Here is a 24,476-nt window from a genome sequence, read left to right as displayed (position 1 = left end):
GCGGATCATGATGCGTCGTATCGTCGCCACATCGCTTTTCGCCCTGCTCGCGTCCTCGGCGGCACTGGCGGATCATCCGTTCATCCTGCCGTCCAACACGTCGCTGGCCGGCGACGACAATGTCGTCACCTTCGATGCCGCCGCATCGGACCATGTCTTCTTCTTCGATCATCGCCCGGTCCAGCTCGCATCGATCACCGTCACCAAGCCCGACGGCAGCACTGGTGAGACCTATAATGGTATGCAGGGCAGGTTCCGCTCGGTGTTCGACCTGAAGCTCGATCAGCAGGGGACCTGGAAGGTCGCGAGCCAGCAGAGCACGATCACCGGGACGTTCAAGCAGAATGGCGAGGAGCGGCGGGTCGGCCCGGCGCGTGGCGGGCGACCGGCCGGTGGCGGCGAGCGCGGCGCCGCCGATGGTCCCGGCGGGGGCGAACAGCCCCGCACCGGAGGCGATGCGGCGGTCGCCAATCCGGAAGGCGGCCCGCGTCGACAGCCTCCGGTGGCATTCGAGAACGTGCCGGCCGACGCCACCGATATTCACCTGACCGAACGCGTCAGCAAGATCGAAACCTTCGTGACGCAAGGCGCGCCTACCGCCACGGTTTTCAAGCCGACCGGCAAGGGCCTGGAGCTCGATCCGATCACCCATCCCAATGCCGTGGTCGCCGGCGAGACCGCGCGCTTCCGCTTCCTGATCGACGGCAAGCCGGCGGCGGGGCTGAAGATCAGCGTCATTCCGGGCGGCGATCGCTACCGGGACGATGTCGGCGAGATGGCGCTTACCACCGGCGCCGACGGCGTGGTCGCGATCCGCTGGCCCGCAGCCGGCATGTATTGGCTCGGCGCGGAGGCCGAAGACAGCAAACCGAGCGAAAAGCGCGCCGAGAACCGCCAGATGAGCTATGCGGCGACGTTCGAGGTGATGACGCCCTGATCGCGCGCGAAGCCCGTATCGCGCTGCCGACGACCGTATCGACGGCGGCACTCGGCCGGTGCGATCCGCAACGCATCGTCGCCGGCCTTTCGGGGTCCGCGCTGGGAACGGGCTGGCGCGTCCTGTACGCCGTCGATCCGGGGGCAATGCCGATCCGGCTGCGCGATCGGATCGAGGGCCGGCTCGCCTCGATCGTCGCCGAGATGAGCCAGTGGGAGCCGGATTCGCTTCTCTCCCGCTTTAATCGGGCGCCGGCGGGATCGGCGTTCGTGCTGCCACCCGACTTCGCCGCGGTGTTGGAAGCCTCGCTCGACGTCGCACGGCGCACGGACGGCGCCTTCGATCCGACCCATGGACGGGCGGCGGCGCTGCTCGGCTATGGCGCGGCAACGATCGCTGGTCCTCCGCGCGAAAGCGCCTTGCACGATGCGCGCGCCAGTGCCGGATTGGATCGGCTCGATTACGACCCCGCGCGTCGCAGGCTCATCCAGCCCGGCGGATTATGGCTCGATTTCTCAGGCATCGCCAAGGGTTTCGCGGTCGATGCTATCGCCGATCTGCTGGCGGCCGAAGGCTTCGAGGACGGACTCGTTGAGATCGGCGGCGAGCTGGCTGGCCGGGGTCTGAAGCCCGATGGCCAGCCCTGGTGGGTTGATCTGGAGGCGCTCGACGGCGCTGCTCCAGCCCCCCTGCGCGTCGGGCTGCACGACATCGCGGTCGCGACGTCGGGCCATTATGTGCGTGGGGTCCATACACTTGATCCGACCGATGGCAGACCGGTGCGACACGATGTCGCCGCCGCGAGCGTCATCCATGATCGCGCGATGTACGCCGATGCCTGGGCTACCGCCCTCATCGTGCTCGGCCCCGCCCGTGCACCGGAGATCGCCGAGCGCGAGGGGCTGGCGGCGCGCATGGTCGTACGGTCCGGACAACAGCTCGACGAACACGTCAGCCCAGCACTGTCTCGCCTGCTCGAAGAATAGCCTCGGCGCGCTCGCGCCAGCGCACGGCATGGAAAATCGCCATTCCCCCTGCACGCGATCCGACTATGCTGGATCATCGGGCTGCGGGGTTGGGGATGGACGGAACGGACGCGGGCGGAATTTCGGCGGCAAGGACGCATGGCCGCCTCGGGCTCGGCATGTGCATCGCGCTGGTCGTCGGCAACATGATCGGTTCGGGCGTATTCCTGCTGCCCACCGCGTTGGCCCCGCTCGGCTGGAGTTCGGTCTATGGCTGGCTCCTCACCATCGGCGGCAGCCTGTGCGTAGCCTACGTCCTGGCCCGGCTGGCACGCGACATGGCGGGCGGCTGCGGGCCGGTGACCTACGCCCACGCAGCCTTCGGTCCCGCCGCCGGCTTCATCATCGGCTGGAGCTACTGGATCTCCGTATGGGTCGCCAACGCCACGCTGGCGGTGGGCGCGGTCAGCAACCTCTCCATCCTGTTTCCGGGCCTCGCCTCCACCCCCGGATTGCCGGCCGTCGCGGCGGTCGTTCCCATCTGGGTGCTGACGCTGATCAATTGCCTGGGCGTCCGGCGCGCCGGCGGGGTACAGTCGATCACGACGATCCTGAAGCTGTTGCCGCTGGCCGGCGCGATCGCGGTCGGCGCGTGGCTGTTGTCGAGCGGCAAGGCGAGCCTGCCGTCCCTGGACGCACACCCGGTGACATCGGACGGCATCCGCATCGCCGCGACGCTCACCCTCTTCCCGCTGCTGGGATTCGAGAGCGCGCTGGTTGCCGGGGACCGGATCGAGAACCCGAAACGCAACATTCCCCGCGCGACCCTGTTCGGCACCGCGATCACCGGGCTGATCTACCTGCTGGCCTGCTCGGCGGTCACGCTGCTGCTGCCGGAGGCGGAGGCGACGCGATCCAACGCGCCCTTCGCGCTTTTCTTCGGTACCTTCGTCCATCCCGCGCTGGCGCCCGTGGTCGCGTTGTTCGTGGTCATCGCCGCGCTCGGAGCGCTCAACGGCTATGTGTTGCTGCAGGGAGAACTGCTGCTCTCGCTCGCCCGCGAACGGATGCTGCCCGCCTGGTTCGATCGCGAGAACCGCCACGGCACGCCGCAGCGCGCGCATATCGTATCGAGCCTGCTGGCGAGCGCCCTCGTGCTCGCCAACTATACGCGCGGCCTGGCCAACCTGTTCGAGTTCATGGTGCTGGTGACGACATCCGTGTCGATCATCTTCTATCTGGCGGCCATGCTGTCCGGCTTCCGCCTGCTCCGCACGGGCCGGATCGGCGCGTCGCGCGGGTTCGAGGTGATCGCGATCACCGGCTTCGTCTATTCGATGTGGACCTTCTACGGCGCCGGCTGGGAAGCGAGCCTGTGGAGCCTCGCCATGACGGCGGCGGGGCTACCCATCTATATCTTCATGCTGTGGTCGGCCCGCCGGGAGCCGGCCGCCGGGGGGATACAGACGAGAGGCTGAGGTTCAGCGTTCGATGCGCACCGCCGCGCGCTCGTCACGCGCGATACCGAAACCGATCGAAACCCAGTGTGCCGACCGCTCGCCGGCAGCCGCCCCACCCGCCAGCTGCCAGTGAGAAAGTGCTTCCTCGACCGTGAGACCACGCTCGGTTGCGCTGTCGATCGCCTGTCTGATCAGGTGCGTGTTCATAGGCTCCTTGAACGCCATCGCTCGCTAACGACGCATGAGCAAAGACGGTTAGCTTCGTCTTCATCCATTGGACATCCGTCGAAGAAAGCACGGAAATAGTGGAGCCGGCGTTCGTTCTTCCTCTCAGCAAGCATGGGAGAGACGATGATGACCGATGAAACCCAGCTGAAGCGCGACCTTTGGAAGCGCATGGCGAGCAGCCCCTTCCTGATGATCGGGCTGACCGAGACGGGCCAGCATAGCGAACCGCTGACCGCGCAGCTCGACGAGGATCAGGTCGATACGATCTGGTTCTTCATCGGCAAGGACAATCGCCTCGCCAAGGGCGGCAAGGCCATGGCCCAGTTCGTGTCGAAGGGGCATGATTATTTCGCCTGCCTGTCCGGAACCGCCAGGATTCACAACGATTTCGCGATGATCGAGAAGCTGTGGTCGCGGCAGGTCGAGGCCTGGTTTCCCGGCGGCAAGGACGATCCCAATCTGGCGCTGCTGCGCTTCGACATCGACAGCGCCGAGCTGTGGGAAGCCGACATGTCGATCAGCGGCAAGGTGAAGATGCTGTTCGGCGCGAAGATCAATCCGAGCGAAGAAGGCAGCCACGCGAAGGTCGGCACCACCGCCGGCTGACGCCGTGATGCTCAGCCGTCGGCGGGCGGGATCTCGTCCTCGACGCGAGTCAGGCCACGCCAACTCCACCGGGCAAGCGTGGCCATCCCGTAGAAGGTGAGCATGAAGACCGCCTGGAGAAGCAGGCCGAGCAATATGCTTGCCGGGGTGACGACGAACTCCGCGCCGCGCGTGCTTGCCTCGCGCTGCTCCAGCAATGTCGCGATCATCCCGATGAAAATGGCGACCGCTGCCAGCCAGCCAGCGCCCTTCCAGCGAAAGCGGGGGCCAGCGGCGCCGAGAATGATTGCAACAATGGCTGCCAGCAGGCCCAGCATGGCCGTTTCATGTCCCCCTGAGCGCCGATATGGCGCCACGGGGCGATAAACGCCCATGCCCTCATTCCGTTGCGTTTCCGCACGGGAAAATCGTTCGTTCCGGCCGAAAGAGATCTGCCGGCCTGATGTCGATCAGCGCGGCTTGCGGAAACGATAGAGGAAGCGATCGGTCTTGCCGCGGATTGCGGGATCGAACACCAGCTTGCTATGATCGTCCGCCGGATTGGCCAGCAGTGGGCTTTCCGCCTCCAGCACGAAACCGGCCGCCTTGAAGTCGGCCCTTACGGTCGCCGGATCGATGCGGTGGAGCTTATCGACGATCGCCCGCGTGTCGCCCGCCGGCCCGACATGGTCGATCACGCCTACGATCCCGCCAGGTTTCATTGCCGCATAGAGCGTCCTGAGGTACGCGGCCGGATCGGTGCGCGGGATGTGATACTTTTCCGACGTCCAGTAGAGGTCATGATAATTCAGGCTGATGATCGCGAAGTCGAAACTCTTCGGCGTCGCGGCAAAGGCCTCGAACGGATAGCGGACGAGCCGAATGTCCGGCCGGCGCGCGGTGAGCGCCTTCCACGTCTCCTGCTCCTCAGGGCTGGTGTAGAACTGGTTTGGCTCGAACGCGGTCACCTTGCCCTTGGGACCGACCGCGCGCGCCATGATTTCCGCCCAATAGCCCGATCCGGTGACGAGATCGGCCGCCGACATCCCTTTCTGCAGCCCAAGAAAGGACAGAACTTCCGCGGGTTTGCGGCCTTCGTCCATCTTCACCGCGTCGGCGGGCCGCCCCGGTGCCGTCACTGCCGCCTGGAAATCGGGCGCCGCCGCCATGCCTGGCATCGCCAGCCCGAGCGCGAGTGCGACCATCCATGCCGAACGCTTCATGCGAACCTCCCCTGTTGTGCGTCGAGGCTGCCTCGCCTCGACGACCGGATCAAGGGAGCGCCCGGCGCCGATCGATCAGCGTCGCGCGTTCGTCGAAAGCTCAGGCCGCCTTGCGCAGCCGGACCGGCACCGACTTGTAGGAGGGCGTGCCGCTCTTCCCGTCATAATCGTCGAACGCCATCAGTCCGTTGCATTCCGGATAGTAAGCCGCGAGCGACCCTTGCGCGATCGGATGCGCGACCAGCGTCTGCCCTGCCAGAACCCGCTTGCCCGCGATCACGTCCACCCGGTCGCCATGCGCGAGGCCTACGGCGGCAAGATCCTCCGCGTTGGCGAAGATCACGTCGCGTCGCCCGGTAATGCCGCGATAGCGATCGTTCAGCCCGTAGATGGTGGTATTATACTGATCGTGGCTGCGGATCGAGGTGAGCGTCAGCGGCGTGTCGTCGTAGCCATCATCCTCGTCGATCGTCGGAAAGACCAGGAAGTTCGCCTTCCTGTCCGGCGTCCCCCATTCGCGGAACGACGCGCCGACATGCAGGCGGAAGCCGCCGGGCTGGCGGATGCGCGCGTTGAAATCGAAGAAATCAGGGAACACCTGCTCGATCTTGTCGCGAATGCGATCGTAATCGGCGACCATCCCCTCCCAGTCGATAGGCGACGCCGGCTTCGTCTCGCGCGCCAACCGGGCGATGATCGCCGGCTCCGACATGAGATCTTCCGCGACCGGCTTCAGCTTGCCGCGCGAGGCGTGGACCATCGACATGGAATCCTCGACCGTCACCGATTGCGGGCCGGTTGCCTGCACGTCCTGCTCGGTCCGGCCAAGGCAGGGCAGCACGATCGTGTCCTGCTTCGCGATCAGCAGGCAGGTGCGATTGAACTTGGTGACGATCTGCACCGACAGATCGAGCTTGCGGAACGCCTCGTGGCAGGCCTCCGGATCCGGCATCGCCACCGCGAAATTGCCGCCCAGCCCGATGAACGTGCGCGATTTGCCTTCCCGCATCGCCGCCAGCGTCTCCACGGCATTGTGGCCGTGCTTGCGCGGACTCTCGATGCCGAAGGCGGTGTCGAGCCGTGCGAGGAAATCCTCCTTGGGGATCTCCGTGATGCCGACGGTGCGATCGCCCTGCACATTGGAATGGCCGCGCAGCGGGCAGATGCCGGCACCGGGCTTGCCGATATTCCCGCGCAGCAGCAGCAGGTTGGCGAGCTGCTGCACGTTCTCGGTGCCGTGGCGGTGCTGGGTGATGCCCATGCCGTAGCAGATGATCACGCGCTCGGCGGCGGCATAGGTGTCCGCCATGCTCTCGATCGCGGCGCGGGCAAGGCCGGAGCGGCGCTCGATCTCCTCCCAACCGGTCGCTTCGATATCGGCCTTGAGCGCGTCGAAGCCGGTGGTCTCGGCCGCGATGAAGGCGTGATCCAGAGCATCGCGCTCGAACAGCCGCTTCATCATGCCTTTCAGCATCGCGGCGTCGCCGCCAACCTTCACCAAGTGATAGGCCGACGCCAGCGGCGTATCGCGGGGCAGCAGCATCTCCGTCGGGTGCTGGGGCGACTTGAAGCGCTCCAGACCACGCTCGCGCAGCGGATTGGCGACCACGATCGGCACGCCGCGCCGGGAGGCATCGCGCAGCGTCGAGAGCATCCGCGGATGGTTGGTGCCCGGATTGTGGCCGATGCAGAAGATCGCATCGCAAGCATCGAAATCCTCGAGCGTCACCGTCCCCTTGCCGACGCCGATCGATTGCGGGAGACCGACCGAAGTCGCCTCGTGGCACATGTTCGAGCAATCGGGGAAGTTGTTGGTGCCGAATTCGCGGGCGTAGAGCTGATAGAGGAACGCCGCCTCGTTGGACGCCCGGCCCGACGTGTAGAATTCAGCCTCGTCCGGATGATCGAGCGACCGCATCACGGCCCCGATCCGGGCGAAGGCCTCGCCATAGGTGATCGACAGGAAGCGGTCGCTCGCGGCATCGTAACGCAGCGGATGGGTCAGCCGGCCGGCATCCTCCAGCGCATGATCGGTCCAGTCCCACAGTTCGGACACCGTATGCTGCGCGAAGAACTGCGGATCGACGCGCTTGGCGGTCGCCTCCCACGTCACCGCCTTGGCGCCGTTCTCGCAAAACTCGAACGAGGATGTGTGTTTCGGGTCCGGCCAGGCGCATCCTGGGCAGTCGAACCCGTCCGGCTGGTTCATCTGCAGCAGTGCGCGCGTATCCGGGCTGGCGCCCATCTGATCTCGCACCGCGAGCGCCACAGCCCGCAGCGCACCCCAACCACCGGCCGGGCCGGAATAATCCGCGACGCCATCGGGGCGATCGCCGCCATGTTCACTGGATGCCATGCCGGCACCCTACGACGGGATCGTGCGCTACGCCAGCGATGTCAGGGCAGCAGATCCTTGATCGCGCCCAGCAATCCACGGGGCTTGCCGCGCCCGTATTTCTCGGGATCGCTCTGCCGCAGTCGGGCAATTTCCTTGAGCGTCAGCTTGTAGCGATAGCGATCGGCGTCCGACACCCGATCCCGCGCCAGCTTGGCGCGCATGACCTCTTCCGCCTCGTCACCATGATCCCGGATCGCCCAGCGCGCCTGGTCGCGCGCACGGGTTTCCACGTGGATATCCACTCCCTTGGGTTTGAAGATCATGACACTCATACACAATGCTGCCTGGACAGCGCGTCATAGCCTGCATGACAAATCGAAGAAAAGGCCCTCGATAGTCGAATCCGGCCGATCCATGCGGCGCAAGACAAAACGCAGATCGCTTAACGGGATGGAAATCTTCCGACCATACCAGAATGGACCCAAATCAACGCGGTGATCCCAGGATGCTCTACGCCCCGGCCAGGAAGACCAAGACCCGCAGCCTCGTACAGGCGGATTCGGGGGTGAGCGTCATCGCGGACACGATGCCGCCGGAAGCGCAGTTGCGCGCAATCAGGCTGGAGGCGCTGGCTCAGTTCGCGCCGCTGCTCGCCGGAGCGGTGGTGCTCAGCTGCTTCGTGCTCGCCGGCATATTGTTCCGACAGATCGAGCTTTCGCACATCATCGCCTGGTCCCTGCTCGTGATCGCCAGCAGCTGGATCATGGTTCGCAGGCTGGAGAACAACGCGCTGCTCTACGTGAGACGCGAACCTCCGAAACGGATATTGATCGAGGCAGGCTGCATGATCGGCCTGGTCGCGGGTGCCTGGGCGTCGATCCCGGTCGCGGTCTACCCGGCACAGCCCGACGACATACAGACCGTGCTGGTGGGCGCCTTCTGCGCGATGATGTGCGGCGCGCTCGCGATCGCCGCCGTGCCGAGTGCCGCAGTAATCTGGGCCGGCATCCTCGCTGTCGGGCTTGGCCTGGCGCTTCATCTGGGCGGCGACCGCTTCTCGATTCCGCTGACGGTGCTCGTGCTGTTCCACTTCGGCTTCGTCTTCGCCGTGATCCGCCGCAACGCCCATCTGCTGGCCGACCGTGCAGACCGCGAAGCGCGCCAGCTGGTGGACGTCGAGGCGGCCGCGCGATTGATGCGCGAATATGAGGAGCGCGGCACGAGCTGCCTGTGGCAGACGGACGCGGCCCATATCCTGACCTATGCGACGCCCGGCATCGCCGCGTTGCTCAGCCGGCCGATGAACAGGCTGGTCGGCAATGCTCTTCCCGCCCTGATCGGCGGCAGCGGCGCGCTCGGCTCGGCAATGCTGGGCCGCGCCGCGTTCAACGGCATCGAGGTGGAATTCGGCGAGGGACGGACCCGCCGCTCCGTCGCTTTCTCGGGTACGCCGATCGTCGATTCGGCCGGTGGCTTCCTCGGCTTCCGGGGCAGTTGCTCGGACGTGACCGAGACGCGCAGCTCGGAACGGCGCCTGCGCCAGCTCGCCAGCCTCGACGTCCTGACCGAGCTGCCCAACCGGATGCGGATGCGCGAACTGCTCGGCGAGGCCCTGCTGTCGGCGCGCGCCTCGGGCCGTCCGTGCGGGATGCTGCTGCTCGATCTCGACGGCTTCAAGCCGGTGAACGACACGTTCGGCCATCCCAAGGGCGACGCGGTACTCAAGACCGTCGCCGAGCGGCTGGTCGCGCAAATCGGCAATCACGGCATCGTCGGTCGGCTCGGCGGTGACGAATTCGGCGTCGTGCTGCACGATGCGCAGAACCGCAAGGCAGTGGGCGAACTGGCGGACTCACTGATCGCGCAGGTTTCCGAACCCTATGTGCTGGACGGCGTGTCTGTGCGCATCGGCGTCTCGATCGGCGGCGCGTTCGGCCCGGTCGACGGCGACACGGTGGACGATCTCGTCAAGAAATCCGATCTCGCACTCTACGAGGCGAAGGCGGCCGGGCGCGGCACCTATCGCCAGTTCGAGCGCAGCATGCAGACCGAGGCCGAGAATCGGCTGCGCCTGGAGCATGACCTGCGCCTCGCGCTCCAGCTCAACCAGTTCCGCCTGTTCTACCAGCCGCTGATCGACGCCCAGACCCAGGAGGTGAAGGGCTTCGAGGCGCTGATCCGCTGGCAGCACCCGGTGCGCGGCTTCGTCAGCCCCGCCGAATTCGTGCCGCTGGCCGAGGAGATCGGCCTGATCCACGAGATGGGCGAGTGGGTCGCCCGCACCGCGATCCGCGACTGCGCGCAATGGCCCTCGCCGATCAGCGTGGCCGTCAACCTCTCGCCGATCCAGCTCGGATCGCCGGGCTTGCCCGCGATGATCTCCGACGCGCTGTCCCGCGCCAAGCTCGCCGCCAACCGGCTGGAGCTGGAAGTCACGGAGAGCGTCTTCCTGCAGGATTCGGAAGGCTCGCTCGACGTCCTGCGCCGCCTGCGAGCGCTCGGCGTCCGCATCGCGCTCGACGATTTCGGCACCGGCTATTCGTCGCTCGGCTATCTGAACCGCACGATCTTCAACAAGCTGAAGATCGACGGCAGCTTCGTGCGCGGCGCCGCCACCCGCTCGGAGACTGTTTCGATCATCCAGGCGATCGTCACGCTCGCCAATTGCTTCGGCATGACGATCACGGCCGAGGGCGTCGAAACGCAGGACGACTGGCGCCGCATGGCGGATCTCGGCTGCCACCAGATGCAGGGTTACCTGTTCGGTCGCCCGGTTCCGTTCGAGCGTGCCACCGAATTGGTCGGTACGCACTGGAGCGAGGCTCGCCGACTCGCGTCCGCCTGATACAAGGGTTGCCGCCAGGCCTCGCCAGGGGTTAGGTGGTAACAATTGATATCAGTTGGGAGAGTTCATTGAAGCTCGCATCGCTCAAGGGTGGCCGCGACGGTCGCCTCGTCGTCGTGTCGGACGATCTCCACTTTTGCGCGGACGCGACGCACATCGCACCCACGCTCCAGGCCGCGCTCGACGATTGGGAGCATGCCGAGCCGGAGCTGCGCAATCTCGCGACTGACCTGCAGCACGAGGTCATCCCGATGCTGCGCTTCCGCGAACACAACGCCGCCTCCCCCCTGCCCCGCGCCTACCAGTGGGCGGACGGATCGGCCTATGTGAACCATGTCGAGCTGGTTCGCCGCGCGCGCGGCGCCGAACTGCCCGAGAGCTTCTGGAGCGATCCGCTGATGTACCAGGGCGGCTCCGACGGCTTCATAGCGCCGCGCGACCCGATCCCGCTCGCCGACGAAGCCTGGGGTTGCGATATGGAGGGCGAGGTCGCGGTGATCGTCGGCGACGTCCCGCAGGGCGCCAGCCGCGAGGAGGCGCTGGCAGCGATCCGGCTGGTGTGCCTCGTCAACGACGTGTCGCTGCGCAACCTGATCCCGGCCGAATTGGCCAAGGGCTTCGGTTTCTTCCAGTCCAAGCCCGCCTCGGCGCTGTCGCCGGTCACGGTGACGCCCGACGCGCTGGGCGACGCGTGGAAGGACGGCAAGCTCCATGTGCCCCTGCTGGTCCACCTCAATGGCGAGGAGTTCGGCAAGGCGGACGCCGGCGTCGATATGACCTTTGATTTCGGCACGCTCGTTGCCCATGCGGCCAAGACACGCGCGCTGTCGGCAGGAACGATCGTCGGATCGGGCACGGTCTCCAACCGCGATGCGGACGGCGGCCCCGGCAAGCCGGTAAAGGACGGTGGCCTCGGCTACAGTTGCATCGCTGAAGTCCGGATGATCGAGACGATCCGCGACGGCCAGCCCTCCACGCCCTTCCTGAGGGCGGGCGACGTCGTGCGCATCGAGATGAAGGATGCGCATGGCCACTCGATCTTCGGTGCCATCGAACAGGAGGTCGGCGCGTGACGGCGAAGCTGACCGAGGCCGAGCGGGCGGAGTTGCTGCCGACGCTCGACGGCTGGAAACATGACGCGGCGCGCGACGGCATCGCCAAGCGCTTCACCTTCGACGATTTCGTCGGCGCCTTCGGCTTCATGACCCGCGTGGCCCTGCTGGCCGAGAAGGCGGACCATCATCCGGAATGGTCCAACGTCTACAACAAGGTGGACATCCTGCTGACCACGCACGATGCCGACGGTCTCTCGATGCGCGACATCGAACTGGCGCGCGCGATCGAGAAACTGGCCTAGAAGGCCGCCTGCAGAAGCTGCATCAGCCCCTGCGCGGGGCTGAACGGCACCGGCGGACGCGCCATGTCGCGATCCATCCGGGCGACGCGGGCGTAGAGGTCGCTGGTCGCGGCAATGATCTGGCGGGCGGTCTCCGGCAGCGCGGCGACCGTCTCCGGATCATGACCCTGCGCGCGGCCCAGCCGGCGCTCCGGCGCCGAGGCCTGCGCCTCGCTGATCTCGCCCGCATCCACCGCGCGACGGGTCAGCAGCCAGGCAATGACGTGCATCAGCCGTGTCGTCACCCGCAGCGATTCGCAGGAGAAGCCGACGCGGTGGAGCGGCGGCAGCGCGTCGCGCTCCTCGCGCCCGTTGAGATCGAAATAGCTGCGCGCCTCGTCTGCGAGGAGCATCGCCTCGACATACAGGGCATCGACCAGCTTGCGGTTCAGCACGAGGGGGGCGGTGATCATGGGCATATGCTGCCACGCCCGAAGGGGACGCTGAACCGCGTCGTTGCGACCACCGTCCCATCCCTGAACAGCCCTTGAAAGCGGATCGGCCTCCCCCATCTGAGGCTGGTCGACGCGTCGCCCGGTCGGGGGCGCGGAAGACGGGTCTGGCGGGTTGCCCGCGGGCCTTCCACCAACGGTCATTCGCTTTGAAAGGAAAGACCCATGCGTACCCTGGATTTCGCGCCGCTGCTGCGTTCGTCCATCGGCTTCGAGAATCTCAATCGGCTCGTCGATTTCGCCACCCGCGGCGAGGGCGATGCCTATCCCCCCTACAATATCGAGAAGCTCGCCGAGGATGCCTACTGCATCTCCATGGCCGTCGCCGGCTTCAGTCGTGACGAGCTCGAGCTCACCGTGCAGGACAATGTGCTGATCGTGATCGGCAAGGCCGAGCAGAAGGCCGAGGATGCCGAGCGCCAGTTCCTCCATCGCGGCATCGCCAAGCGCGCCTTCGAGCGCCGCTTCCAGCTGGCCGACACCATCAAGGTGACCGGCGCGGGCTATGCCGACGGACTGCTCAACATCGAGCTGAAGCGCGAAGTGCCCGAGCACAAGAAGCCGCGCCGCATCGCGATCGATGGCGTTGCCGAGAGCCAGACGATCGGGGGCGAGGCGCAGGTGCTCGCCGCCGCGTAAACCTGCACGACTGCGATCCAGTCGGGAGGCCGGTCCGGTTCGCCGGGCCGGCCTTTTCGTGTCAGGCGATGATGTCGGGGATGAGCTGATCGCCCAGCATCGCGATCTCGTCCTTGATCGCGAGCTTGCGGCGCTTCAGCCGGGCGACCTGCAACTGATCGGTCTGCGGCATGGAGGCGAGCGCGACGATTGCCGCGTCGAGATCGCGGTGCTCGGTGCGCAGATGCGCGAGCCTGCGGCCGATGTCATCGGCGTCCATGCCAGCCTGTCCCCTGCCCGTCGAGGATCGGAACGACCCTACGGTGTTAACCTTCGATGCCCCGCGACAGCGCCTGGTGCAAGTCCCGATTCGCAACTGTCATACGCATGAAAACGGACTGTCGCATTTCATCAGGCGGCCGACCGTTTTCGTGCTTTGTTCACGCGACAAGTCCGGGGAATCGTGATCTACTGGAATGTGCTGACCAAACCAAGGAGGACCTATCCTATGGACAATCATTCCAGCGCTTTGGTTGCTCGTCACGCGGGTCTGGACGCCCGCATCGCCGACGAGACGCGCCGGCCTTCGCCGGATCGGATCGTCATCGCCAGCCTCAAGAAACAGAAGCTGAAGATCAAGGAAGCCCTGGCGAGGCTCTGACGCCGTCGCGGTCCGCTCGCGCCATGGCGGCGCGGCGGGCCGCTCCCTCCATCGTCGGATCAACCGCGCGTGTCGGGCTTCAATCCGGGGCGACGATAATTCTGCGCGGTCGGGCGGAACAGTTCGTCCGACTTCCCCGATTTGGTCTTGCGGGCACGCGCCTTGTCGATCGGGTGATCGAAGGCCACGCCGATGCGCCCGGCCTCCGCCCATGCAACCGAGCCGGCAACCTCGCCCACGCCGTCCAGCGAGATTTCGAGGCGCATACCGGGGCGATAGTCGTCCGGGGCGTCCGCCATCAGGCCACCGGCGGACACGTTGCGGACCCGTACCGAAACCCCATCGCCGGCCTCGCCCTCCGGCTTGATGCGCGCGAGTACGAACAGACTGTCGCGCGGATCGCGACGCTGCGAATCCGCGCCCCCTTCGGACGAATGGTTACCGATCGGAGTTTCTTCCACTTGCACGTCCCAGTTCCGCGATGTTGTACGCCGAAGCCCCCGGTTCCCCGAACGCTTACATTAGCCGCGCAACGGTCGCCAAAGCCTTAATCGTCGCGCGAGATCTTCTCGTTGCGCTCGTGCCGCTCCTGAGCCTCGACGGTCATGGTCGCGATCGGACGGGCTTCGAGCCGGGCCAGCGAGATCGGCTCGCCGGTCACCTCGCAATAGCCATACTCGCCCTCCTCGATCCTGCGAAGAGCCGCGTCGATTTTCGAGATCAGCTTGCGCTGACGATCGCGGGTTCGCAGTTCGATCGACCAGTCGGTCTCGCTCGACGCGCGGTCGGTGATATCCGGCTCACGCAGCGAATCGGTCTGGAGCTGGGCCAGGGTACCCTTGGCCTCTTCCAGAATGGAATCCTTCCATTGCAGCAGCTTGCGCCGAAAATAAGCCTGCTGCCTCGGCCCCATGAAGGGCTCGTCCGCCGAAGGTCGATAATCGTCCGGAAGCGACGCCGCACCTGACGCCATTTCCCCACCCAGCGTGTCCACCGCCGTAGCCATGCAACTCTCCGCTCCACGATGGAGCCGCAACCAGGCCGCCGGACGCCTGCACCGCGATGCTCCTGTCCCCGGAGCGGGCCTATACTCGGCGGGTTAATGCCGCACAAGCGGCCCCGTCGCACATATGTTCCCCAACGAAACCGGAATGTTGCCCGCTGCTGCATCGCGGACACATCGCAGTTATCGCCACGGCTCGATTTCCAGTGGCACAAAACGGGACAAATACGGGGTACGCCCGCGAAACCCTCTCTTTTCAACGGCGTCGGGACAGGCGAGAGAGGATGCCTGAGTTTGCGATTAACGGTTTCGCATTGGTTCGCGATTAGTCGAAGCGACATCGCAGGCTCGGCTGTGGCAATAGACGGGTGCAGGGAGCGCACCCCAGGATCGAGGGGCAAGGGACAAGGCGATGTCAGTACGGATGGCCATCGCGAAATTGTGCGCCTGCGCCTGCGGCGGCGCCGTCATCGGCGGCGGTGCCGTGCACTATGCGGAGCGCCCGCCCGCCCAGCGCGTGCTGACGAAGAAGGCGGTGGTTCATCGGCCCGCGGTTCGCCGCGTCGCCGTCCGCCAGGCGCGCCGCACCGTCACCACCACTACCACCTGCACGCCCGCGTCGGTGAGCATCGCTCAGGCGGCGCCGGCACCGGCCCCGTTCGAGGCGCCGTCCTACGGTGGTGGCGCGGTCGCTCCCGCGATCATCGGCGGCGGCGGCTTCGGTGGCGGCGGCTTCTTCGGCGGCGGCTTCTGGGGCGGCGGCGGCGGTGGATCGGGTGGCTGGTTCATCTCGTCCACCTCGTCGAGCTCGACCAGCGGCAGCGTCACCTCCTCGACATCGAGCGGTGGCTCATCGACTTCGACATCGACCGGCGGTTCGTCCACCTCGACATCCACCGGCGGCTCGTCGACATCCACCTCGACCTCTTCGAGTACCAGCTCGTCGTCGAGCACGAGTTCCTCCACCAGCTCGTCCACCTCGTCGAGCACCAGTACGAGCAGCGGCGGTGGCCATAATCCTCCGCCGCCACCGCCCCCGCCGCCCCATCATGATGTGCCGGCCCCGCCGATGCTGCTTCTGTTCGGTGGCGCGGCTGCGGCGCTCGTCGCGCGGCGTAAACTGGCCAAGGTCGCAACCGCGGCCTGAGCCACTCCGATTAATACAGAAAGGGCCGCGACGCGGGTGCGTCGCGGCCCTCTTCTTTTTTGGCGAAGCGCCTTATTTGCCGGCGCCGCCGGCTCCGCCCGCCGGCTTGCTGGCACCTGCCGCGGCTCCGAGCTGCTGCGCGGTCATCGCGATCTTGAGGCCGCCATTGTCACCGGCCGCGAAAGACGAAACCGGCAGACGCACCTTGGTGCCCGACGCGAGCTGCACGGTCGCAAACTCACCGTCGACCGCTGCAACGGTACCGACCGACCCGCCCTGCATATCAGCCACGGCAGCACCCTGCGCGACCGTGGGCTTTGCTGTGGCAGCCGCTGTCTGCGCCGGGGCAGCCTGGGCAGCGGCGGCGTCGATCTGGTCCGCCGTCATCGCGATCACCGGGCCGTTCGGCCCCATGGCGAAGCTTGTCTTGGGCAGTCGTACCTTGCTCTTGGTGGTGGCCAGCACCGCATAGTCGCCATCGATGCTGTCGATCGTGCCGACCGGTCCACCCGACGTATCGACAACCTTCGCGCCGGCCGCGAGGGCCGTCGGGGCGGTGGCAGCCGGCGCAGCGGCCGGCGCTGTCGTGGCGGCACCAGCCGCAGGCGGTGCGCTCGTCGGTGCCGCCTGCGCCAGCGCCACCGCCGGAATCAACGCGCTCGCCCCCACGAATAGCCCCGTCTTGATCAACTTCATGTGGAACCCTCCATCCGAAATACGCTGGAACACAGATCAGAAACGCGCGGCAACGCGGAAAGCGAAGCGCGGATAGATGAGTCGAACCGTTGGGACGGTGAAACGATCCAACCCATCAATCGAGGTTCACGAGCAGCTTCTCGATTTCACCAACGGGGTGTCCGGTGACATCCTTTGCGACCTCCCGCAGCGTCCGCTTTTCCACTTCCTGATGCAGCGTCTTGCGTAATTGCCCCAGCGTCCGGGGCGGTGCGACGAGGATCAAATTCTCGAATTCGCCGGCCAGCGCGGCGCGGCTCAGCTCCTGCGCGGTCTCGGCGGCGAAGCGCTGCTCCTCGATGTCGTGCGCGTCGGCCGACGGGATCGCCCCGCCTCCCGTCACCGGGGACGAGGCCCGCCCCTGCGAGTCCGTCACCTGTTCGCCCGTCTTGGGATTGTTCTGCTCGACGGCGGACACCACCACGAGATTGGGCGCCATCGCCTCACCCTCGTTGCGGAAGAACAGCCGCTTGCGCCCGTCGGTGACGAGAACCATCGCGTTGCGGGGAATACGCATACTTTTCTCCTTCGGCTGTTTCCCGACCAACGTCAGCGGGGCGAGACGGTTGCGAAAGCCGCGAGCCGTCGCCATAGCCTGCCCTCCATGCACGATATTCGCCTGATCCGAGACGACCCCGCCGCCTTCGACGCCGGCCTCGCCAAGCGCGGTGTCGCGCCGCAATCGGCCGATCTGCTCGCTCTCGACGAGCGGCGGCGCCAGTTGCTGACCGATCTGCAGGTCGCACAGGCGAGCGCCAATGCCGCCGCCAAGGCGATCGGTGCGCTGATCGGCCAGGGCAAGAAGGACGAGGCCGAGGCCCAGAAGGCGGAGGTCGCTGCGCTCAAGACATCGATGCCGAAGATCGAGGCCGAGGCTGCCGAAGTCGGCACCGCGCTCGACGCGCAGCTCGCCGGGCTCCCCAACCTTCCTTATCCCGAGGTGCCGGAAGGGGCCGACGAGGACGGCAACGTCGTGGTCAAGACGTGGGGCGAACCGGCGGCGTTCGATTTCGCCGCGAAGGAGCATGACGAGCTGGGCAAGGCGCTCGGCATGGATTTCGATGCGGCGGGCACTGTCTCGGGCGCGCGCTTCGTCTATTTGAAGGGCGGCCTTGCCAGGCTCAACCGCGCGCTGAGCCAGTTCATGCTCGACATGCAGACCGGCACACATGGCTATACCGAGGTCGTGCCGCCGGTGCTGGTGCGCGACGCGGCGATGTTCGGCACCGGGCAGCTCCCCAAGTTCGCCGAGGATCTGTTCCAGACCACCGATGGCCGCTGGCTGATCCCCACCGCCGAGGTGAGCCTGACCAATTATGTGCAGGGCCAGATCCTGGCGGAAACGGAGCTGCCGATCCGCTTCACCGCGCTCACCAACTGCTTCCGCGCCGAGGCGGGTGCCGCCGGTCGCGATACGCGCGGCATCATCCGCCAGCACCAGTTCGAGAAGGTCGAGCTCGTCTCGATCGTCGCGCCAGAGCAATCCGAGGACGAGCATGAGCGCATGACGCTCGCTGCCGAGAGCGTGCTGGAGGCGCTGGGCCTGCCCTATCGCCGAATGCTGCTCTGCACCGGCGACATGGGCTTCACGGCGAAGCGCACCTTCGATCTGGAAGTGTGGCTGCCCGGCCAGCAGCGCTATCGCGAGATCAGCAGCTGCTCGACCTGCGGCGATTTCCAGGCACGCCGCATGAACGCGCGCTATCGCCCGGCGGGTGAAACCAAGGGAACGCGCTTCGTCCACACGCTCAACGGCTCGGGCCTCGCGGTCGGTCGCACGCTGGTCGCGGTGATGGAGAATTACCAGACGATGGACGGCGCCATTCGCGTACCGGACGCATTGCGGCCCTACATGAATGGCATCGAAGCGGTCGAGCCTGCCTGATGCGCATCCTGGTCACCAATGACGACGGCATCCACGCGCGCGGCCTGAAGGTCGCTGAGGCGATTGCCCGCACGCTGTCGGACGACGTCTGGGTTGTGGCGCCGATGGAGGAGCAGTCCGGCGCAGGCCACTCGCTCACGCTCACCCGCCCGCTGCGGCTGCGCAAGCATGCCGAGCGCCGCTTCTCGGTCTCCGGCACGCCCACCGACACGGTGATGATGGCGCTGCTGGAGGTGATGGACGGCAAGCCCGACCTGATCCTCTCCGGCGTGAATCGGGGTGCCAATCTCGGCGAGGACGCGACCTATTCGGGCACGATCTCGGCGGCGATGGAGGGCGCGCTCGCGGGCGTCCGCTCGATCGCACTGAGCCAGGTCTATGCGAAGGAAGGTGCCGGCGAGGACGTGCCCTTCGCGGCGGCCGAGGCCTGGGGCGAGCGCGCCATCCGGCCGCTGCTCGACACGCCGTTCGCGCCGGGAATGTTGGCCAGCATCAACTTCCCCGCATTGCCACCCGAGCAAGTCGAAGGCATCCGCGTCGTCGCGCAAGGGATGCGTGACTATGGTCGCGCCAAGATGATCAAGCACACCGATCCGCGCGGCTTCCCTTATTACTGGCTGTCGTTCAACGGCGTCGTGGAGACCGGCGGCGATGACACGGATTTTGCCGCAATCCGTTCCGGATACGTCACGGTTACCCCGCTTCATCTTGATCTCACCTATCGTGATGCACTGGCGCAACTGGCGGCAAGCTATTGATCGGGAAGCGCTTATCGCGCTTGGCAGGGTTCACCATCAAGGTTAATGGACCCGCAGGGGATTAGTGCGGGGATCGGCATGGCGTCGCGTTTCGGGCGATGGATGATAGTATCGGCGTGCATCGGTGTAGCCGGCTGCATTCCGCACGGCACGCCGCCCGCCGGTTATGGCGAGCCCGCCGCGCCACGCCCGCCGAGGCAGACCGCCGGCACACCGTATCCAGCCGACGACACGATACGCACCACCGAAATCCCCAGCTCGGTGAAGCAGCCGACGCCCTCGTGGTTGGCGAAGCCGGTTGCCGCCGATGCGGTGACGATTCCGGATTCAACCTACGTGGTGAAGGACGGCGACACGATCCGCTCGATCGGCAACAGGACCGGAGCGGGTTCGGAGGCGATCGCCAAGGCCAACAATATTCCCGCCCCCTTCGTCGTGCGCACCGGCGAACGGCTGAAGGTTCCGGGCGGTCGCTACCATCTCGTCCGTTCGGGCCAGAGCGGCATCGCCATCGCGCGCGCTTACGGCGTCGAATGGTCGCGCATCGCCGATCTGAACGACCTGCAGCCGCCCTATACGCTGCGTACCGGGCAGCGCCTGCTGCTGCCGAGCGACACGGAAGTCGCGCGCATGACGCCCGAGCAGCGCGCGCAGGCTTTCAGCCTCGACATCGACGATCTCGCCACCGGATCGGAACCGGCGCTCAGTTCCAACGCCACGCCCAAGGCACCGACCGCGACGCCGAAGAAGCCGCTGCCCAAGGACGAGGCGGTCGCGACGCCGAGCAACTTCACCGGACGATTCCAGTGGCCGTTGTCCGGCGCGATCATCGGTAGGTTCGGCCCGGCCGGCGACGGCCGCCGCAACGACGGTATCAACATCGCCGCCGAAAAGGGCGAGGAAATCCGCGCGGCTGCAGATGGTGTGGTGGCCTATGCCGGCTCGGCCATCGCCGTCTACGGCGGGCTGATCCTGATCAAGCATGGCGACGGCTGGATCACCGCCTACGGCCATGCCGAACAGATTCTCGTCACCCGCGGCCAGACCGTCCATCGCGGCGACGTTATCGCACGCGCCGGCGCCACCGGATCGGTCAACAAGCCGCAGCTGCATTTCGAGATTCGCAACAAGCGCACGCCGGTCGATCCGCTGCGCTACCTGCCGCCCTCACAGAACTAGCCGACGGAACGGGGGCGAGTCAGTGCAGGCTTATGCGATCATTTCCGGGACGATGCTGGTCATCAGCCTGATCTTGTCGGGCGCGATGGCGATCGCGTGGCTGTCGCTCGGGCGACAGTCTCACGCACTGAGCTGGTCGATCGCTTACCTCTGCTACGGCGCCGAGATCCTGGCGCAGGTGCTGGAGGCGCTCCGGCCTTCCCTCGCGGACATTCTGGGGCCTTTCGAGCTGTTGTTCGTGCTGGCGCCGGCTGCGCTGGTAGCGATCGGCGCGCGCCAGCGCGCTGCCCTGTACCCGCGCTACATGCTCTTCGTGGGAATCACGCTCGCCGCGATGATCATCGGCGATCTTCCCTATCTCTTGCCCGGCCGGTTCGGTTGGACTTCGGCGACTTCGGGTCTGTTCACGATCGTCATGCTGCTGATCGCGGCATCCGCGATCATGCCGCGAACCCGCAAGGTTGAGCCGGCGGAATGGGCGGTGATCGGCGCGATCTCCGTCTTCGTCCTTTTCGAGCTCCTCCTCGTCATCACCGATCTCGCCTCGCATGGCCCCGGCCATCGCGAAGGGCGCGAGTTGTTCGTCACGCTCTATCTGGTTGGCCTGACACCGGTGTTCGTCGCCAACGGTATCGGCGCGATCCTGTTGCTTGCCTCCGACGTCGCCGCGCAATTGCGTGCGCTCGCCGCCAACGATCCGCTGACCGGCGTGCTCAATCGACGCGGTTTCCATGAGGCCGCGCTCCGTGCCGTCGCCAACGGCCGTCGCCAGCGCCAAGCGATCGCCGTCGCCATCGCCGATATCGATCATTTCAAGAGCATCAACGATCGCCACGGCCACACCGCCGGCGACCGGACGCTGGGTTTCGTGTGCGGGCGCCTGACCCACGGGCTGCGCGGCGGAGATCTGGTCGGGCGGATCGGTGGCGAGGAATTCGCGCTGCTTCTGGTCAACAGTTCCGCCCGGCAGGCGGCGGAAGCGATGGAGCGGATCCGCATCGACATCGCCGCCAGCGGTAAGGACAATGACGCACCGGCGCCCGTCACCGCCAGTTTCGGGGTCGCATCGGTGGTCCTCGGCGGATCGTCGCCCGAGCAGATGCTGGCCGAAGCGATGGATCGCGCCGACAAGGCGCTCTATTGCTCGAAGCTAGAGGGGCGGAACCGCATCACATTGGCGGATTGAGCGCCTACTGGAAAAACGCCGCGTCTTCGCCTATGTGCGCGCGTCCCCATGGCAACACAACTCCCCTCCCCGCCGAAGGTCGGCATGGTTTCGCTCGGCTGTCCGAAGAATCTCGTCGACAGCGAACGTATCCTCACCAAGCTCCGCTCGGACGGCTATGCCATGTCCGCCGATTATGCCGGCGCCGACATCGTGCTGGTCAACACCTGCGGCTTCCTCGATTCCGCCAAGGAAGAGAGCCTGGAGGCAATCGGCGAGGCGATCGCGGAGAATGGCCGCGTCATCGTCACCGGCTGCATGGGCAAGGAAGCCGAGCTGATCCGCGAGCGTTTTCCGGATGTGCTCGCCGTCACGGGCGCGCATCAATACGAGCAGGTCGTGGGCGCGGTGCACGATGCGGCACCGGTGACGCCGTCCGCCTATCTCGATCTGGTGCCGGAGCGCGATCTCAAGCTCACGCCGCGCCATTACAGCTATCTGAAGATTTCGGAGGGCTGCAACCACCGCTGCTCCTTCTGCATCATCCCGAGCCTGCGCGGCGATCTCGTCAGCCGCCGGCCGGATGCGATCCTGCGCGAAGCCGAGAAGCTGGTCGCCGCGGGCACAAAGGAACTGCTGGTCATCAGCCAGGACACTTCGGCCTACGGCGTGGACCTGCGCCATGCCTCCTACCCGCTGAAGGGCGGCGGCGAGGTGCGGGCGCACATGACTGATCTGTCGCGTGAGCTCGGCAAGCTCGGTGCGTGGGTACGGCTGCACTACGTCTATCCCTATCCGCACGTGGATCACGTGATCCCGCTGATGGCGGAGGGGCTGGTGCTCCCCTATCTCGACATTCCCTTCCAGCACGCCTCCCCGGCGGTGCTGAAGCGGATGAAGCGCCCCGCCAATGAGGCGAAGGTGCTGGAGCGGATCAAGGGCTGGCGCGCGATTGCGCCGGACATCGCGATCCGATCGACCTTTGTGGTCGGCTTCCCCGGCGAAACCGAAGAAGATTTCCAGTATCTGCTCGACTGGCTGGACGAGGCCCAGCTCGATCGAGTCGGTGCTTTTCGGTTCGAGCCGGTCGAGGGGGCTGCGGCCAATGCGCTGTCCGATCCCGTGCCCGAAGAGGTCAAGGAAGAACGCTATCAGCGCATCATGGAGAAGACCGCCGCGATCTCGGCAGCCAAGCTCCAGGCGAAGGTGGGTCGCACGCTGGACGTGATCATCGACGCGGTGGACGGCGAAGGCGCCTCGGGTCGCTCCAAGGCCGACGCGCCAGAGATCGACGGCGAGGTGCATCTGCGCGACGCGGGGCACCTAACCGCGGGCGACATCGTGCGCGTCGAGATCGAGGACGCCGACGACCATGATCTGTTCGGGGTGCCATTGCCGGCCTGAAGGCGTTAACACGGTCCCATGACCGATTTCGCTTCGCTGCTCGTCCCCGATCGCGGCCAGCCCGCGCATGTCATCCACGTCGTCCGTGCCGAAGGCTTCGACGAATGGCTCGCCGCCCAGCCCGAGCGCGTGCGCGCCGGTATCGCGGCGGCGCAGTTCAAGGCGAAGGCCGGCGAGTTCGCGCTGATCCCCGGCAACAAGGCGGACGAATGGTCGTGTGCGCTCGGCATCGGAGAGACGTCGGGGCCATGGGATCTCGCCCCCGCCGCCACGAAGCTGCCCGAGGGGAATTATCGCCTGCCCGACGGCCAGCCTGGGCCCGGCGCGCTCGGCTGGCTGCTCGCCCAACATCGTTTCGATCGCTACAAGAAGGGCGATCCGGCGCCGCAGCGCGTGCTGCTCACCAACGATCCCGCCCGCATCGAGGAAACGATCGCGCTCGCCCGCGCCGTCGCACTGGTTCGCGATCTCGTCGATACGCCGGCCAACGACATGGGGCCGGCCGAACTGCAGGGCGCGATCGAGGACGTCGCCAACCGCCACGGTGCCAGCACAAAGACCACGCGCGGAGACGGGCTGGAGCAGGGATTCCCGATGGTCGCCGCCGTCGGGCGCGCCGCTGTCCCGGCCCGCGCGCCGCGCCTCGTCGAGCTGGAATGGGGCGACGCCTCACATCCGCGCATAGCCATCGTCGGCAAGGGCGTGTGCTTCGATTCGGGCGGTCTCGACATCAAGCCCGCGTCCGGAATGCGGCTGATGAAGAAGGATATGGGCGGGGCCGCGCACGCTTTGGCGCTCGCCGATCTGATCATGGCATCGAAGCTGCCGGTGCGGCTGCACATGCTGATCCCCGCCGTGGAAAATGCCATCGCCGGCGATGCGATGCGGCCCGGCGACATCCTGCCTTCCCGCAAGGGGCTGACCGTCGAAATCGCCAACACCGATGCCGAAGGCCGACTGATCCTCGGCGACGCGCTCACGCTGGCGTCGGAGGGCAAGCCCGAACTGGTGATCGATTTCGCCACGCTCACCGGCGCCGCCCGCGTGGCGCTGGGGCCGGACCTGCCGGCGCTGATGGCGAATGACGAAGCGCTGTGCGCCGATCTGCTCGCCGCCGGCGAGGAAACGGGTGACCCGCTCTGGCGCCTGCCGCTCTGGCCCGGTTATCGCGAGATGCTGAAATCCGACGTCGCGGATCTCAACAATGCGCCCGACGGCGGCTTCGCCGGCACCATCACCGCCGGCCTGTTCCTCGAAAAGTTCGTGCCCGACGATCAGCCCTGGGCGCATCTCGACACCTTCGCCTGGAATCCGGCTGCCAAGCCGGGCCGTCCGAAGGGTGGCGAGGCACTGGGCCTCCGCGCGGTCTGGGCGATGCTCCGCAAGCGCTACGCGTCGAACTGACGCCGTTCATTTGAACGGGAAGGAAACGATCGGCCTCTTCGCGTGTTTTCCTCTGTGTCCAGCGACAATGGTCGCGGCGCAATTCGTA

Annotated in this window: 27 protein-coding genes; 16 read left to right on the top strand and 11 right to left on the bottom strand. The window is 66.4% G+C overall.

The annotated features are described in order from the left end of the window. Positions 1–7 precede the first annotated feature (7 nt). The 3 genes from QGN17_RS03780 to QGN17_RS03770 all read left to right on the top strand — a co-directional run bounded on the left by QGN17_RS03780 (position 8) and on the right by QGN17_RS03770 (position 3,380). Positions 8–937, top strand: a complete 930-nt coding sequence (locus tag QGN17_RS03780; protein WP_281043184.1) for a DUF4198 domain-containing protein — start codon at positions 8–10, stop codon at positions 935–937. Then, positions 838–1,923 carry an FAD:protein FMN transferase gene (locus QGN17_RS03775; RefSeq protein WP_281043183.1) on the top strand — a complete coding sequence of 362 codons (1,086 nt, stop codon included), beginning with the start codon at positions 838–840 and terminating at the stop codon, positions 1,921–1,923. Before QGN17_RS03780 ends, QGN17_RS03775 begins: the two co-directional genes overlap by 100 nt. A gap of 95 nt (positions 1,924–2,018) precedes the next feature. Further along, positions 2,019–3,380 (top strand): amino acid permease, encoded by a 1,362-nt coding sequence (locus QGN17_RS03770; RefSeq protein WP_281043182.1) that lies wholly within the window; start codon positions 2,019–2,021, stop codon positions 3,378–3,380. Between the two features lie 3 nt (positions 3,381–3,383). Here QGN17_RS03770 and QGN17_RS03765 read toward each other — a convergent pair whose 3' ends face one another. Continuing rightward, complete coding sequence (locus QGN17_RS03765) at positions 3,384–3,569, bottom strand: hypothetical protein (RefSeq protein ID WP_281043181.1); 186 nt, start codon at positions 3,567–3,569, stop codon at positions 3,384–3,386. Positions 3,570–3,716: 147 nt separating this feature from the next. Between QGN17_RS03765 and QGN17_RS03760 the strand changes: the two genes are divergently transcribed. Beyond that, positions 3,717–4,196 (top strand): pyridoxamine 5'-phosphate oxidase family protein, encoded by a 480-nt coding sequence (locus tag QGN17_RS03760; protein WP_281043180.1) that lies wholly within the window; start codon positions 3,717–3,719, stop codon positions 4,194–4,196. Between the two features lie 11 nt (positions 4,197–4,207). Here the strand turns inward: QGN17_RS03760 and QGN17_RS03755 are convergent, their stop codons facing one another. The 4 genes from QGN17_RS03755 to QGN17_RS03740 all read right to left on the bottom strand — a co-directional run bounded on the left by QGN17_RS03755 (position 4,208) and on the right by QGN17_RS03740 (position 8,059). After that, positions 4,208–4,513, bottom strand: coding sequence for a hypothetical protein (locus QGN17_RS03755; RefSeq protein WP_281043179.1), 306 nt, complete (start codon positions 4,511–4,513; stop codon positions 4,208–4,210). A gap of 132 nt (positions 4,514–4,645) precedes the next feature. Continuing rightward, on the bottom strand, positions 4,646–5,398 hold the full coding sequence (locus QGN17_RS03750; protein ID WP_281043178.1) for a class I SAM-dependent methyltransferase: 753 nt from the start codon (positions 5,396–5,398) through the stop codon (positions 4,646–4,648). A 100-nt stretch (positions 5,399–5,498) separates the two neighbouring features. Next, positions 5,499–7,754, bottom strand: a complete 2,256-nt coding sequence (locus tag QGN17_RS03745) for an FdhF/YdeP family oxidoreductase (protein WP_281043177.1) — start codon at positions 7,752–7,754, stop codon at positions 5,499–5,501. Between the two features lie 41 nt (positions 7,755–7,795). Next, positions 7,796–8,059 (bottom strand): hypothetical protein, encoded by a 264-nt coding sequence (locus QGN17_RS03740; protein WP_281043176.1) that lies wholly within the window; start codon positions 8,057–8,059, stop codon positions 7,796–7,798. Between the two features lie 152 nt (positions 8,060–8,211). Here QGN17_RS03740 and QGN17_RS03735 point away from each other — a divergent pair, with 152 nt between their 5' ends. From QGN17_RS03735 to QGN17_RS03725, 3 genes are all read left to right on the top strand, one after another. Then, entirely contained in the window at positions 8,212–10,581 is a 2,370-nt protein-coding gene (locus tag QGN17_RS03735; protein ID WP_281043175.1) for a putative bifunctional diguanylate cyclase/phosphodiesterase, read from the top strand. 68 nt (positions 10,582–10,649) lie between these two features. Continuing rightward, positions 10,650–11,654 carry a fumarylacetoacetate hydrolase family protein gene (locus QGN17_RS03730; RefSeq protein WP_281043174.1) on the top strand — a complete coding sequence of 335 codons (1,005 nt, stop codon included), beginning with the start codon at positions 10,650–10,652 and terminating at the stop codon, positions 11,652–11,654. After that, positions 11,651–11,938: a 4a-hydroxytetrahydrobiopterin dehydratase gene (locus tag QGN17_RS03725; protein WP_281043173.1), complete on the top strand. Its 288-nt coding sequence runs from the start codon at positions 11,651–11,653 to the stop codon at positions 11,936–11,938. The genes QGN17_RS03730 and QGN17_RS03725 overlap by 4 nt, the downstream gene beginning before the upstream one ends. Here QGN17_RS03725 and QGN17_RS03720 read toward each other — a convergent pair. Beyond that, on the bottom strand, positions 11,935–12,390 hold the full coding sequence (locus QGN17_RS03720; RefSeq protein WP_281043172.1) for a DUF1465 family protein: 456 nt from the start codon (positions 12,388–12,390) through the stop codon (positions 11,935–11,937). The genes QGN17_RS03725 and QGN17_RS03720 overlap by 4 nt on opposite strands. A 204-nt stretch (positions 12,391–12,594) precedes the next feature. On the opposite strand from QGN17_RS03720, the gene QGN17_RS03715 reads away from it, so the two are divergent. After that, positions 12,595–13,068: an Hsp20 family protein gene (locus QGN17_RS03715; protein ID WP_281043171.1), complete on the top strand. Its 474-nt coding sequence runs from the start codon at positions 12,595–12,597 to the stop codon at positions 13,066–13,068. A 61-nt stretch (positions 13,069–13,129) separates the two neighbouring features. On the opposite strand, the gene QGN17_RS03710 is transcribed toward QGN17_RS03715, so the two are convergent. After that, positions 13,130–13,327, bottom strand: coding sequence for a YdcH family protein (locus tag QGN17_RS03710; RefSeq protein WP_022690155.1), 198 nt, complete (start codon positions 13,325–13,327; stop codon positions 13,130–13,132). 228 nt (positions 13,328–13,555) lie between these two features. Here QGN17_RS03710 and QGN17_RS03705 point away from each other — a divergent pair, with 228 nt between their 5' ends. Then, positions 13,556–13,708: a YdcH family protein gene (locus QGN17_RS03705; protein WP_281045132.1), complete on the top strand. Its 153-nt coding sequence runs from the start codon at positions 13,556–13,558 to the stop codon at positions 13,706–13,708. A 59-nt stretch (positions 13,709–13,767) separates the two neighbouring features. On the opposite strand, the gene QGN17_RS03700 is transcribed toward QGN17_RS03705, so the two are convergent. Further along, entirely contained in the window at positions 13,768–14,169 is a 402-nt protein-coding gene (locus QGN17_RS03700) for a PilZ domain-containing protein (protein ID WP_281043170.1), read from the bottom strand. Positions 14,170–14,255: 86 nt separating this feature from the next. Next, positions 14,256–14,714, bottom strand: a complete 459-nt coding sequence (dksA, locus tag QGN17_RS03695) for an RNA polymerase-binding protein DksA (protein WP_281043169.1) — start codon at positions 14,712–14,714, stop codon at positions 14,256–14,258. 421 nt (positions 14,715–15,135) lie between these two features. Between dksA and QGN17_RS03690 the strand changes: the two genes are divergently transcribed. After that, positions 15,136–15,858 (top strand): glycine-rich domain-containing protein, encoded by a 723-nt coding sequence (locus QGN17_RS03690; RefSeq protein WP_281043168.1) that lies wholly within the window; start codon positions 15,136–15,138, stop codon positions 15,856–15,858. Positions 15,859–15,930: 72 nt separating this feature from the next. On the opposite strand, the gene QGN17_RS03685 is transcribed toward QGN17_RS03690, so the two are convergent. Both QGN17_RS03685 and QGN17_RS03680 read right to left on the bottom strand, forming a co-directional pair. After that, a complete protein-coding gene (locus QGN17_RS03685) occupies positions 15,931–16,554 on the bottom strand; it encodes a hypothetical protein (RefSeq protein WP_281043167.1) in 624 nt (207 codons plus the stop codon). Between the two features lie 115 nt (positions 16,555–16,669). Beyond that, entirely contained in the window at positions 16,670–17,110 is a 441-nt protein-coding gene (locus tag QGN17_RS03680) for a host attachment family protein (protein ID WP_281043166.1), read from the bottom strand. 87 nt (positions 17,111–17,197) lie between these two features. Between QGN17_RS03680 and serS the strand changes: the two genes are divergently transcribed. From serS to QGN17_RS03650, 6 genes are all read left to right on the top strand, one after another. Further along, on the top strand, positions 17,198–18,478 hold the full coding sequence (serS, locus tag QGN17_RS03675) for a serine--tRNA ligase (protein WP_281043165.1): 1,281 nt from the start codon (positions 17,198–17,200) through the stop codon (positions 18,476–18,478). Then, the gene (gene surE, locus QGN17_RS03670; protein WP_281043164.1) at positions 18,478–19,236 is read left to right on the top strand and encodes a 5'/3'-nucleotidase SurE; all 759 of its coding nucleotides are present in this window, start codon (positions 18,478–18,480) and stop codon (positions 19,234–19,236) included. The genes serS and surE overlap by 1 nt, the downstream gene beginning before the upstream one ends. Before the next feature lie 78 nt (positions 19,237–19,314). Next, positions 19,315–20,415, top strand: a complete 1,101-nt coding sequence (locus tag QGN17_RS03665) for a peptidoglycan DD-metalloendopeptidase family protein (protein WP_281043163.1) — start codon at positions 19,315–19,317, stop codon at positions 20,413–20,415. 52 nt (positions 20,416–20,467) lie between these two features. After that, positions 20,468–21,601 carry a GGDEF domain-containing protein gene (locus QGN17_RS03660; protein WP_281043162.1) on the top strand — a complete coding sequence of 378 codons (1,134 nt, stop codon included), beginning with the start codon at positions 20,468–20,470 and terminating at the stop codon, positions 21,599–21,601. 48 nt (positions 21,602–21,649) lie between these two features. Next, on the top strand, positions 21,650–22,984 hold the full coding sequence (rimO, locus tag QGN17_RS03655) for a 30S ribosomal protein S12 methylthiotransferase RimO (protein WP_281043161.1): 1,335 nt from the start codon (positions 21,650–21,652) through the stop codon (positions 22,982–22,984). Positions 22,985–23,002: 18 nt separating this feature from the next. Next, positions 23,003–24,388 (top strand): leucyl aminopeptidase family protein, encoded by a 1,386-nt coding sequence (locus tag QGN17_RS03650; RefSeq protein WP_281043160.1) that lies wholly within the window; start codon positions 23,003–23,005, stop codon positions 24,386–24,388. The last annotated feature ends 88 nt before the right edge of the window (positions 24,389–24,476 follow it).

Origin of the sequence: Sphingomonas oryzagri, from assembly GCF_029906645.1 — a bacterium.
Lineage (GTDB): Bacteria > Pseudomonadota > Alphaproteobacteria > Sphingomonadales > Sphingomonadaceae > Solisphingomonas > Solisphingomonas oryzagri.
The sequence above is the reverse complement of the archived record's forward strand: the minus strand, read 5'-3'. Positions and strand labels throughout refer to the sequence as shown.